At 44.5% G+C, this 12903-nt stretch carries 11 protein-coding genes and 1 pseudogene; 10 read left to right on the plus strand and 2 right to left on the minus strand.

Annotated features, from left to right (window positions below; genetic code table 11):
- Positions 1-310 precede the first annotated feature (310 nt).
- The 8 genes from AC0VYA_RS04200 (at position 311) to AC0VYA_RS04235 (ending at position 9942) form a co-directional block, all read left to right on the plus strand.
- Positions 311-1072 (plus strand): FadR/GntR family transcriptional regulator, encoded by a 762-nt coding sequence (locus AC0VYA_RS04200; protein ID WP_475490166.1) that lies wholly within the window; start codon positions 311-313, stop codon positions 1070-1072.
- A 53-nt stretch (positions 1073-1125) separates the two neighbouring features.
- Positions 1126-2541, plus strand: a complete 1416-nt coding sequence (locus tag AC0VYA_RS04205) for a sulfatase (RefSeq protein WP_475490167.1) — start codon at positions 1126-1128, stop codon at positions 2539-2541.
- 401 nt (positions 2542-2942) lie between these two features.
- A complete protein-coding gene (locus AC0VYA_RS04210) occupies positions 2943-4385 on the plus strand; it encodes an NAD-dependent succinate-semialdehyde dehydrogenase (RefSeq protein ID WP_475490168.1) in 1443 nt (480 codons plus the stop codon).
- A complete protein-coding gene (locus AC0VYA_RS04215) occupies positions 4385-5548 on the plus strand; it encodes a mandelate racemase/muconate lactonizing enzyme family protein (protein ID WP_011573783.1) in 1164 nt (387 codons plus the stop codon). Before AC0VYA_RS04210 ends, AC0VYA_RS04215 begins: the two co-directional genes overlap by 1 nt.
- A 5-nt stretch (positions 5549-5553) precedes the next feature.
- Entirely contained in the window at positions 5554-6639 is a 1086-nt protein-coding gene (locus AC0VYA_RS04220) for a 2-dehydro-3-deoxygalactonokinase (protein ID WP_475490169.1), read from the plus strand.
- Positions 6640-6705: 66 nt separating this feature from the next.
- Positions 6706-7356, plus strand: a complete 651-nt coding sequence (locus tag AC0VYA_RS04225) for a 2-dehydro-3-deoxy-6-phosphogalactonate aldolase (protein WP_475490170.1) — start codon at positions 6706-6708, stop codon at positions 7354-7356.
- 130 nt (positions 7357-7486) lie between these two features.
- Positions 7487-9043: an MFS transporter gene (locus AC0VYA_RS04230; protein ID WP_475490171.1), complete on the plus strand. Its 1557-nt coding sequence runs from the start codon at positions 7487-7489 to the stop codon at positions 9041-9043.
- A 158-nt stretch (positions 9044-9201) separates the two neighbouring features.
- Positions 9202-9942, plus strand: coding sequence for a FadR/GntR family transcriptional regulator (locus AC0VYA_RS04235; protein WP_011573787.1), 741 nt, complete (start codon positions 9202-9204; stop codon positions 9940-9942).
- 275 nt (positions 9943-10217) lie between these two features.
- Here AC0VYA_RS04235 and AC0VYA_RS04240 read toward each other — a convergent pair whose 3' ends face one another.
- Entirely contained in the window at positions 10218-10697 is a 480-nt protein-coding gene (locus tag AC0VYA_RS04240) for a DUF2846 domain-containing protein (protein WP_475490172.1), read from the minus strand.
- A gap of 182 nt (positions 10698-10879) precedes the next feature.
- Positions 10880-11437: pseudogene (locus tag AC0VYA_RS04245) on the minus strand (transposase family protein); the annotation flags it as partial.
- 42 nt (positions 11438-11479) lie between these two features.
- Between AC0VYA_RS04245 and AC0VYA_RS04250 the strand changes: the two are divergent.
- Both AC0VYA_RS04250 and AC0VYA_RS04255 read left to right on the plus strand, forming a co-directional pair.
- Positions 11480-11833 carry a MerR family transcriptional regulator gene (locus AC0VYA_RS04250; RefSeq protein ID WP_011573791.1) on the plus strand — a complete coding sequence of 118 codons (354 nt, stop codon included), beginning with the start codon at positions 11480-11482 and terminating at the stop codon, positions 11831-11833.
- Positions 11834-11893: 60 nt separating this feature from the next.
- Positions 11894-12715, plus strand: coding sequence for an SDR family NAD(P)-dependent oxidoreductase (locus tag AC0VYA_RS04255; protein ID WP_475490173.1), 822 nt, complete (start codon positions 11894-11896; stop codon positions 12713-12715).
- The last annotated feature ends 188 nt before the right edge of the window (positions 12716-12903 follow it).

Genomic DNA, 12903 nt, shown 5'->3' on the forward strand with positions numbered 1-12903 from the left:
AATACCACGCTCGGTGTAAATGGGGTGTATTAATTAAATAAAACGAGCAATTCCGATACTGCGGGCTATCAGTTCAAGTGTGACAGATAAGTCTCGCCGCTATTGATGCTTCGACAGCATCAAACAAGTGCAAGGTAGCTTACAGGCTTCGTGAGAGACGTGATTAGGCGAGAAGGGTTACTGCAATCTAGCTTCCAATATTTCACTGGTTTTGTTCAACCGTGATGAACGTCAGCACCTTACTAAACGCTAAATATTATAAATACAGAATTCACTTGAAATATAAACATCATATGTTTATATTTAATTTATGAATGAAATGACTTTTTATGATTTAAAGCAAGCCGGAACGATATCTCATAGCATGTCTGTGCAGGTTGCTCGTGAGCTTGGTAGACGTATTGTTGCTGGTAAATTTGAACCGGGCACTTTGATTGACGATGAAAACGCATTATCAGAGCGCTATCAGGTCAGTAGAGTAGTGGTTCGGGATGCGGTGAAAATACTGGTCAGCAAAGGCTTACTTGAAGTAAGGCGAGGCATAGGTACCAAGGTTAATTCTCGAAACCGCTGGTTAATGCTAGATGATGATGTTTTAGCATGGCACCTATCAGCGCCGCCAGCACCAGGCTTTTTAAAACAACTGATGGAAATTCGATTAGCATTTGAGCCCAAGGCTGCACGATGGGCGGCAGAGCGTGCGACGGATACCGACATAGCCAATATCGAAGCGGCATATCAAGACATGGTTAAATACGAGTATCAACAAGCTGATGAGCTGTCAGTCACTAAGTTCATCAAAGCCGATGCAATGTTTCACCGCGCCATATTGCTCGCGGCGCACAATGAATTTTTGCAAGACATTGAAGGTGTCATTTATTCGGCTTTATTGGTCAGTATTCGCGTCACCAATAAAGATCCCATCGAGAACGGCACATCGCTGCCTTTTCACTTTGAAGTTTTCCAAGCCATTGCTAACCGAGATGGCACTAAGGCTGAACAATTAACCGACCGATTACTGCGTGATGCCAGCGAGCGGTTGCAACACACGGTTGACGAAAGCGTCGACTAAACACTAGCGCGAATGGCGCTTTTAAGATGACTTACCTTATTGGGGTTTACATTATGAAATCAGTTTTTCATCGCGTTGTAGCAGCGCTTTCTATCAGTGTGGCGTGCACTTCGTTAAGTTACGCCAAGCAACCGAATATCGTTTTTCTGTTTTCCGATGATGCAGGGTATGCCGACTTTGGTTTTCAAGGCAGCAAAACAATGAAAACACCCAATTTGGATCAGCTTGCTAGCGAAGGCGTTAGATTTACCCAAGGCTATGTGTCGGACTCTACTTGCGGCCCATCTCGGGCGGGCATCATGACAGGACGCTACCAACAAAAATTCGGTTACGAAGAAATAAACGTGCCGGGTTATATGAGTGAGCACTCTGCTATAAAAGGGGCAGAGATGGGGATCCCGTTAGATGAAGTCACCATGGGGGATTATATGAAATCTCTTGGATATCGCACGGCGTTCTACGGTAAATGGCACTTAGGTGGTACGGATGAATTGCACCCTATGCACCGTGGGTTCGACGAATTTTATGGCTTTCGCGGCGGCGATCGCAGCTACTGGGCCTATGAAGTCAATGCCCCTGAGCGAAAATCTGCCGTATTTACTGACAAAAAACTTGAACACGGTATTGATCAATTTCAAGAGCACGAAGGGTATTTGACCGATGTGTTAGCCGAGAAAGCCAATCAATTTATTGAAAAAGCGCCTGATAAACCGTTCTTTATTTTCTTATCATTTAACGCTGTTCACACACCAATGGAAGCCACGCCAGAAGATTTAGCGAAATTTCCTCAGTTAAAAGGCAAGCGCAAGGAAGTTGCAGCCATGACCCTCGCACTTGATAGAGCCAGCGGAGCGGTGCTAAACAAACTCAAAGAGCTGGGTTTAGAAGATGACACTCTTGTGGTGTTCAGCAATGACAATGGCGGCCCTACGGATAAAAACGCCTCATCTAACTACCCATTAGCAGGGACTAAATCAAACTTTTTGGAAGGGGGAATACGCGTCCCTTTTCTGGTTAAATGGCCTGCTAAGTTAGCTGCTGGAAAGGTATACGATAAACCCGTCAGTACGCTCGACTTATTACCCACATTCTTTAAAGCGGGTGGCGGTGAAGAGGTGATGTCTGAATTGGATGGCGTGGATTTGATGCCTTATATAACAGGCCAAAATAACAAGGCACCTCACGAGAGTATGTACTGGAAAAAAGAAACTCGCGCAGCTATTCGCCAAGGAGATTGGAAGTTATTGCGCTTCCCAGACCGTCCTGCAGAATTGTATAACCTTGCTAATGACATTGGTGAACAACATAACTTAGCCGCCCAAGAGCCTGAGCGTGTTAAGCAAATGTACAAAGATTTCTTCAGTTGGGAAATGACGCTAGAGCGCCCATTATGGTTGCTTAAGCGCCAGTTTGAGGAATACGATTTAAATCGCATGGACAAGTACCGCGTACCAAAACGCTTAGAATAAAAACACAATAATGGCCGGCGCAATGCTGACTTTACAACAGTCAGCATTTTTCTTGTAAGGAGCTTAGGCACCACGCTAATACAATGAAAAGATGCCCAGCGTGTTACTTTTTACTCCGACTATTATTGTTAGGCCCTTAGCTCTTAGTCCTCAAAGCCTGGACCCATCAGCCCACCCGTTCCCGCTGTTTTTCTTTCTTCGCCCCACCCGAGTGCACGCCATCATTTATGTGCATGTTGCCTTTTTATATTTATTATTTGCTAGATACCCACAATTCAGCCATTACACTGCAAATTTAGTTAACAATTTCGTTACGAATACATATTGTTAATTTAAACATCATATGTTTAAATGTGTTCATACTCTTTAATCCATTTCGTTATTCGCATTAAAGGACGGACATGACTCTTTCTAAAAAAATGTACATCAATGGCACCTTGCATAGCGGTCATGCATCGGTCTCTATTATCAACCCCGCTAACGATGAAGTCGTCGGCGAGGTCAGCGTTGCTGATGGTGCTCTTGCGCTAACGGCACTAGAAGCAGCAGATGCCGCTTACGACAGTTGGTCAAGCACGTCTATTAGCGAGCGCGTTGAATGGATGATGAAGTTAAAGGCTGCGCTAAAAGAAAACGAAACTCACCTACGGGAGTGTATTCACCTTGAAATGGGTAAGAGCTGGGTGAGTACCCAAGGCGATTTTGAAATGCTGTTAGACAGCCTGGACTTTTTCGCTAGCGACATTCAAAAGCAGGCGGCTGAAACTTTAGAAGACAAAGAAGGCACTCATTCCCATGTGCTCGTGCGAGAGTCGGTTGGTGTGGTCGCGGCCTTTTTAGCGTGGAATTTCCCCCTGTTGAATTTAGCCTATAAGTTAGGCCCAGCGCTCGCTTCTGGTTGCCCCATCGTGGTTAAACCGTCTCTAAAAACACCCCTTTCCGCCCTCGCGGTTGGGGAAATTTGCCAACAAATAGGCTTGCCTGCAGGTGTGGTGAACATCGTTTGTGGGCCTGATCAAGAAATTGGTGATGCGATTTCAACTTCGCCCATTCCGGCCTTACTCACCCTTATTGGCTCTACCGAAACAGGTAAGCATGTGATGCAGCAAGGGGCAACGTCAATAAAACGTTATTCCATGGAGTTAGGGGGTAACGCACCCGTTCTTATTTTTGACGATGCAGATCTAGATTTAGCCGCTGACATTGTGTGTGGATTGAAGTTTGAAAACGCAGGTCAAATTTGTGTCGCACCGAATCGAGTTTTTGTGCACCGCGATGTAGCTGACACCTTTTATCAAAAGGTATTAGCACGCACCCAAGCGGTTAAGGTTGGCTTCAACCGTAATGACGCTATCGATATGGGCCCGGTGATTGATCAGCAAGCATGGCAACGCATTGATGGCTTAGTCAACGATGCGGTGGCAAAAGGGGCTGAAGTGCTTATCGGCTCGGGCCGCCCTGAGCATTTACCTAAGGGCGCGTTTTATGCCCCTACCGTACTTAAAGATGTGACGCGAGATGCCAAAATCTACCGCGAAGAAGTCTTTGGACCTGTGATCAGTATATTGAGCTTTGATGACGAGGCGCAAGTGGTCAAAGACGCCAACGACACGGACGCAGGTTTATCATCCTTTATATTTACTGCAGACGAAGAGCGCGCACAGCGCATTGCCAAGCGTTTACGCTTTGGTGAGGTGCATGTTAATGGCGTTAAGTATGCCATTCACTTACCTCATTGCGGTGTTAAACAATCCGGCGTGGGCGTTGACTGCTCACATCTTTCACTAGAAGAATATTTCACCGTTAAGCGCATCTCTACTGCGTTAGGCAAAGGACAAGCATAATGAAAATTACTCAAGTTATTAGCCACGTTTTACAGTACGACTTAGACGAAGAGTTGGGGTATTCCCAGCAATATTATTTTAAGCGCACGACGCACCTAGTCGAGATCCGCACGGATATTGGCGTGACAGGTTGGGGGGAGTGTTTTGGCGGCGGCAATATTGCGCTAGCCAATAAAACCATTGTCGAGAAAGTGATTCAGCCGATGATATTGGGCATGAATCCTTTGGATCGCGAAGTGATCTGGCACAAAGCCTATAACTTGATGCGAGACCACGGCCAAAAAGGCATGCCTATTCAGTCCTTGTCAGGCATTGATATCGCGTTGTGGGACATCGCGGGTAAAATTCATAATGTTCCTGTTTATCAATTGCTTGGTGGTGCTTTTAGAGAGAAAATTGGCGTTTACGGTTATGGCATGATGTTACAGCGTGTACCGGATTTAGAGCACAGATTTGAGCTTGAAAGCGCCGCTATTTTAGACAAAGGTTTCAAAGCCATGAAAATGAAGATTGGCCTTGGGGTGGAAAAAGACGTGCGCCTAGTAGAAGCCGTGCGTAAATCCATTGGGCCAGATGTGCCATTAATGGTCGATGCCAATCATGCTTACACAACACGTGAAGCAATACCTCTAGGGCGCGAATTGGAGCGTCTAGGCGTCGCTTGGTTTGAAGAGCCTGTTGCGCCAGAAGATTTGCAAGGCTACCGCGATCTATGCGAGGCCCTTGATGTAAACATTGCCGGTGGTGAAGGGGAGTTCACTGTGTGGGGATTCCGAGATTTAATTAAGAATCGCTGCGTAGACATACTCCAACCAGAAGTGTGTGGCCTAGGCGGGATTACCCATTACCAGAAGGTACTGGCGATGGCTCAAGCCCATTTTGTGCCTGTTGTGAACCATGTTTGGGGGTCAGCTGTTGCGGTTGCCACTAATATGCATCTGTTGGCAGCATTGCCGGACTTCCCAGGAGCGGCACACCCAGTCCAACCTATGCTCGAATATGACACTACCCCTAATCGCTTCCGTGAGGAATTATTGGTCGACTCATTAGAGATAAACGAACAAGTGAAACGCAATGATGGTTTTGTTGCATTGCCTAAAGGCCCAGGTCTTGGGATTGAGCCAAACCTCGACTTCATTAAAAAATATTCAGTAGGGTATTAACCCCGATGATTGACTTTGATCGAGCAGTCTTGATTTGCGTAGATTGGGGCAGCTCTAACTTACGCGCTTATCTTATTGATGGCATGGGTGAGGTATTAGCACGCCTGCAAAGCGATAAAGGAGTGTTGAATTTTAGTGCGGGGCAATACGGCCCTGAGTTGAGCACGTTATTACAGCCGTGGCTGAAAGAGAAAGCGGTACCTGTTATGTTGGCGGGGATGGTTGGCAGTGCCCAAGGCTGGCAAGACGCGGGTTATGTTGCTTGTCCAACCATGCTGGCTGACTTAGCTGCGAATTTACGCCCGGTCTCAAAGCCTTTAGTCAACCCGGATTCAAGGGATGAACAGTTTCAGTCCTATATTGTGCCTGGGGTAAAAGGTTTATCAAACTTCGGCCAAATCGATGTGATGCGCGGTGAAGAGGTGCAAATATTTGGTGCACTACTCGCTACTTATCCAGATGCGACTCAAGCAACCGAGCACGCTTCTCCGCTTGTGTGTTTGCCGGGTACTCACTCTAAATGGGCGCAGGTTTCGATGATGCCTAACGAGTCTGACGCCCTCAGCGCGACTAACATCACGCATTCTCGCATTACCCAGTTCAGTACTTACATGACGGGGGAATTGTTCGCGCTACTCAACACTCATAGTATTTTGGGCAAAATGTATCAGCATGCTGACAGTGCTGATAATAGAAATAGCGCCGATATGTTTGACTCTGAAGCTTTTGATGAGGGGGTAAAAACCGCCCGCGCACCAGGCTCGTTATTGCACAAATTATTCAGCGCTCGCAGCAAGGTACTTAATAAAAAGTTGCAAGCTTCTGGTGTGCACAGTTATTTGTCTGGAATGCTGATAGCCACCGAAGTGTTTGACATGCTCAGTGTGTATCAACCCAATGATATCAATACTGCCGAAAATACTAATTCAGGGGGGCCTCATACTCAGATTATCCTTGTGGGAGCGCCCGCACTGAGCACACTCTATCAGCGAGTAATTGCCAGCACATCCCTCAATGTACGCTGCGTTGATGCTGAAACTGCATCTTGCTTGGGCATGCTCAATATTGCCAAAGTCGCCGGTAAATTGTAGGCGGCGTCACTGCCGGGCACAAACTTATGCACTCGGCGGGCTAACAAAAATTTCAAAGGAAGCACAATGAGTTCAATGACATTACAAGCCGCCATGAATGCACTGCCACTGGTTGCTATTTTACGTGGGATCACTCCAGATGAAGTCATCCCAGTGGCCAGAGCATTGAAAGCTGAAGGGTTTAACATTATTGAGGTACCGCTCAATTCACCTCAACCCTTAGAAAGCATTAAGCGCTTAGTCGAGGTCTTTGGTGATGAGTTGATTATCGGTGCAGGCACGGTTTTAAGCTGCGCGCAGGTTGACCAAGTTCAGGCTGTGGGTGGTCGCGTTATTATTTCACCCAATGTTAACGCCGATGTTATACGCCATGCAAAAGCCAAAGGTCTGTATTCAGTGCCTGGTTTTTACACGGTATCAGAAGCGTTTAGCGCCATTGAGGCGGGGGCCGATGGAATAAAGCTCTTCCCGGCTGATACGCTAGGGGCTGCAGGCCTTAAAGGCATGATGGCCGTGTTACCCAAAGACGTACCTGTGTTACCTGTAGGCGGTGTATCAAATGAAACCATGAGTGGTTTTATTGACGTTGGCGCGGGTGGTTTTGGTTTGGGCTCAGGCTTATATAAAGCCGGCATGACTGTGGAGCAAGTCACTGAAAATGCTCAAGGGTATGTACGTGCATGTCGCGCGGCGCAGGCCAAAACGAAGGGCAATTAAGGGATAAACTTCAACGTCTCTTACATTTCATAATAAAAATATCAGGTGAGTCAACGCACCGCGCTTATAGCCACTGTGCAGCTGTGATCGTATACGCATCGACTGACCACTAACCAAGTTGGAATTTAACATGCGCAACAGTGAAGTCGACAGGAATGTCACTAAGTTCGCGATCATCGCTGCTTTTGGCGGCTTTGTATTCGGTTTAGATGCTGCCAATATTTCGGGTGCGCTGCGTTTTGTAAACTCGCAATTCGAACTCAGCAGCATGCAAACGGGCACCGTGGTAGGCGTGGCTATTTTAGGCGTTATTTTAGCGCTTTTGTTCACCGGGTCTTTTTGCGACAGATTTGGTCGTCGTAAGGTCTTGCTTGCCATTGCTCTTACGTATTCTTTGTCTACTTTGCTCTCTGCATTTGCCACGAGTTACACCATGCTCGTGGTGGGGCGCTTCATTGGCGGTGTGGCGTTTGCCTCGATTACCGTGTCGGCCATGTATATTGGTGAAATTGCACCAGCGGACAAACGGGGCAAGTTTGTCTCTATCAACCAGCTATTGATCACACTAGGTAGCTTGATGGCCTTCTTGGCTAACTATTGCCTTGTTTTATCTATGGACTCTATCGCGTGGATAGACAACGAAAACGTATGGCGCTTGATGCTCGGTTTTGAACTGGTACCAAACATCATCTGGTTTCTGCTGCTATTAACTGTGCCTCGCTCGCCTCGTTGGTTGGTCGCTAAAGGTCACTTGGAAGAAGCCCGCGAAGCGTTTGCAAAAATAGCCCCTAAAGAGCAAATAGAAAGCTTAATTGTTGCCGTGCAAGATAGCCTGAACAAAGAGTCGAAAAACACACCGATTACTCAGTTAAAAACACTTTTCAGTAAGCGCTTTACACTCGTACTATGTGTGGCGTTTGGGTATGCCATTGTGCAGGGTGCAAGTGGCATGAATGCTGTGTTGTTTTATGCGCCTACGGTATTCGAGCAAATTGGCATGTCGGTGGAAGACACCTTTATGCAAACCGTTATTCTCGGTTTGGTAGCGGTTATTTTTACCTTAGTCGCCATTCGTTTTGTAGAAAAATGGGGGCGCCGGAATTTGACCCTCATCGGATTACTGTTCATCAGTATTGCTCATACTTCTATCTGGTACGGATTTAAGTCCGCCCATTATGAGTTGAGCCAAGAGGCAGTCGTAAAAATTCAGCAAAGCGACATTGACGTGACACTTCTGCAACCGCTAGTAGGTAAAACCTACGCCACGGACGTCGATCTTAAGCGGGAGTTAACCGGCATTTATAGTAAAAAGGACTTACCCTTGGTCAGTGGTGCGATTATTAACTCGACCATTAGCATCAATGCGTTCTTTGTTCTGTTTGGACTTTTTGCATTCTTAGCGGCATTTAATATGTCGATAGGTCCTGTTATGTGGGTGATATTTTCTGAAATCTTCCCGAACAACGTGCGCAGCGTGGCCTTACCTGTTGCAGCGTTCGTGCAGAGTATTTCAAGCTACGTAATACAGCAGTTTTTCCCTTGGCAGCTTGAGAATTTAGGTGCGGCGAATACCTTCTTAAACTACGGCATTATCGCGTTTATTGGCATGTTGGTTATGGCAAAAATACTGCCGGAAACTAAGGGCAAAAGCATTGAAGACATCGAACGTGATTTAGTCAAGGTGTGAGTGTGATGACAAATGAACAGTCTCAGTCCATAAGAGCGTATGGTTAACAATTGACTTCGCAATAATTTACCCAGGCTGATGGGTAATGTGCTTTGTATCATGATGTAAGCGTGATACATTTATGGCATCACTTAACATATTATGTTTAGACAATTATCATGAGCGAACTCGTATATTACGATCTTAAGCGCACTGCGACCATGACACCGAGTATGCCGGTTCAAGTGGCACGTGAATTAGGCAGACGCATTGTTGCTGGCACTTATGAGCCAGGCACACTTATCGATGAAGAAAACACCTTAGCGAATCGCTACCAGGTCAGCCGAGTGGTTATTCGCGATGCAGTCAAAATATTAGTCGGCAAGGGCTTACTCGATGTACGCCGAGGGATTGGTACCCGCGTGCGCGCTCGGGATCAATGGTCCATGCTGGATGATGATGTGCTTGCATGGCACTTATCTGCACCACCTAACCCTTCTTTCTTAAAGCAGTTGATGGAAATCCGCTTAGCGTTTGAGCCTAAAGCCTCTCGCTGGGCAGCTGAGCGTGCAACAGATGAAGACATAGCTGAAATCGAAGCCGCTTGTGTCGCTATGGAGCAAGAAGAAGGCACGGTGGAGAACTTCATTATCGCTGATGCTGAGTTTCACCGCGCGGTTTTGAGAGCCGCCCACAATGAGTTTTTAAAAGCGATGGAGGGCGTCATTTACTCTGCTTTGTTAGTTAGTATTCGCTTAACCAACAAAGACCCAAGAGCAAATAAAACCTCAGTGCCATTTCACCGTGAAGTGTGTAACGCCATTGCCAGCCGCAATGCGAACTTGGCAGAAGAGCTAACCGCAAACCTGCTTAAAGATGCAGATCACCGTTTGCTTGATAAAGTCGCTAAGTACAAATAGCCTCGCAGCTAACATGACTCAGTAAGTAAGCGACAAATAATGAAACACCAGCTTAGGCTGGTGTTTTTGTTTATAAGAGGTTTATCGGCTGATTTTTACCCCAAAGATACACCACTATTTGATGAACCGAACTGGTCGTCACGGGGCAGCCCCTAAAGGCTTAAAAGAGCAAATAACATCCGTTCTAGCTTGATGATTTCAAAGCTTGGCATTTGGGGATTTGAGGAGCACTTTTCCAGCGATTAAAATTCTCATTATGATGCACTTGTTAGCAATTAATTTGATTCAAATAGCCCCGAGAGGGTTTTTAAAGCGTCATTCTCTTCTCTTTCCACAATTAGATTGTGACCAGAAATACCTGCAAATGAATAGAACCTTTTTGCAACTGCATCTTTGGGCGGAGTATCTGATGTAGTGGTATATTCAAAATAGCTGACCTGATTTGGTTGAAGTGAAACATCAAATTCCATCAAGTTGTGGGTCAGAAATGCATCAGGCTTTAAAACCACTTTATAATTACCTGGTTCAAGGTTGAGTCGAATAAAGCCTTTACCGCTTAAACACCCACGTTCAATATCATTTAAAAGCACCTTTAAACATACCGTTACACCATCATTACTATATGGCTTGTACAAATAGACCAGCGAAGCATTGTTCGCTATATCTGTATGTTTAATGAATTTAGAACCTTTCGCAATTGACCCGGCACATGCGGCTAAAATCAAACTTAAAACGATTACTAAAACGCTATTCATACTCGATGTTTACCTTTAATTTCTAACGCCTATTACCTAGCATGTCGTATATGCAATTTCTCAATTTGATTGTTGCTTTCGTCATTTTAAGTTCCTACCTTCTGATTTTATTCAGTATTTTTTAGTATCGTGCGAGTAAAACCACTCTGAGTCGCAAAAACAAAAACAAAAGCAAAAGCAAAACGAGGCCAGGGGCTGCGATAACCTGCATCGGTAATAATCAATGGGCAACACCCAGATGGCAGGATACTCGCTAACTCACGTAATAGGGTGTTGTGACTGATAGGAGAGTTGTATTCACCAAAAAAGAATACGCACTCATAAAGCGCAATAGAGCGATCTTGGACACTGACCGAAGAGCGTAACCTTAAATGCCTAAGTTGTTCCCGCACTTCAGACCAATCTACAAAGACAACAGGCATGGGGTTGGCGCCGCAAAGCACACGAGCGTGCCAACGGGAGATATCGAGCCGTTCGTTATGTAGGTTGCTATTATCAAGCAGTCTGTGGATGCGTTCTTTATTGTGATTTGGGGCCACAGAGCCTGAGATATTTCGTCCCTGCTAGATGGTCAACGAGAGTTGTTGACCATCTAGCAGGGATAGGGTGGCAAACATCAAACAGGAACGGTGTCTGGCATGTAGATTAGGGCATTGCTTTTTGAGCAAATCGTGTAAGATAGAAATATCACCATGCACGTCTATATTATTGTTTCTGCTCAAAATTATGAGGAGATTCATTAGGATGCGGCGTTATGTGTTTATCAATCTGGGGGTTTTATTTTGTTAATTGGTAAAGTTGCTGAAATTACAGGCGCTACTCGTAAAGCAATTCGTTACTATGAATCCATAGAATTAATACCCTCTCCAATAAGAAGTGGGACTTATCGTACTTATAGCGAACATGATGTAATGGTCATAAGCATGATTCGAAGAGCTCAATTCCTAGGGTTTAGTCTCAATGAATTGAAAGAGATTGTATCTAAAAAAATCACTGAAAAAAAACTTCCTATTCCACTTGTTTCTGCTCATATAGATGGAAAAGTAATCGAGTTGGAAAAAGAATCTGAAGCCTTACAATCTAAGATTAGAGAATTAAAAAAATTTAAAATCGATTTAATGACAAAGTTTTCTTGACCTTGCCCTTAGGGGCAAGGGTTATATTTTATTTCTAAATTTATTACAGAGATAATTATAATGAAAAACTTAACTTTCAAGAACAAAACGGTACTAATCACTGGAGCATCTTCTGGTATTGGTAAAGAGTTCGCCCATCAACTTGCCAGCCAGAATGCAAACTTAATCATTACAGCCAGAACAAACAGTGTTCTTGTTGAGGTAGCGAAAGAATTACAGTCTAAAAATTCGAGTATTTGGGTAAAAACAATAGATGTTGATCTTAGTGAACCTGGTGGTGCCCAATTGCTATTTTCAAAAATTGACGACATGGATTTACCAGTAAATTTTTTAATAAATAATGCCGGCTTTGGAAAGTTTTGTGAATTTTCAGACGAAACCTTTTCAAACTATCATAAAATGATGATGCTCAATATGCATGCCCTTGTCGAGCTTACTCACTTATTTCTCCCGCATATGAAAAAGCAAAACAGTGGTGGTATTATTAATGTTGGCTCTACAGGATCTTTTCAACCATTACCTTACCAAGCAGTCTATGGCGCCTGTAAGGCTTTCGTATTGAACTTTTCAGAAGCTTTATCAGGTGAATTGTTAGATACAAACATTCGAGTTATGGCCTTATGCCCTGGTGTAACCGAATCTAACTTTATGAAAAGAGCAAATGCAGATACATCAAAAATGAAGTTTTCATCAACAGAAAAAGTTGTAAACAATGCATTAAGTGCATATGGGAAAAACCGTGTATACGTAGTATCTGGATGCGTTAATTATTTAACATCATTAGTACCTCGTTTTGTTTCACGAAAAACAGCAGTAATAACTGTTGCCAACATGTTCAAAGATAGTGTCTTAAATAATATCGCCCAGCGAAAAAACGCATAACAAGAGACTATAGCGTTAATAGCTAATTTATATTCTTCAGTATTAAGACACCCATGATAAAAATGGTCAATTTTCAGCAGTATAAAGACACCCATGATAAAAATGGTCAATTTTCAGCAGTATAAAGACACCCATAATGAAAATGGTCAATTTTCAGGGCTGAACTAGACTTGGTTTGTGTCTCATTT

This window comes from Paraglaciecola sp. QJM3NY_14 (assembly GCF_056173245.1).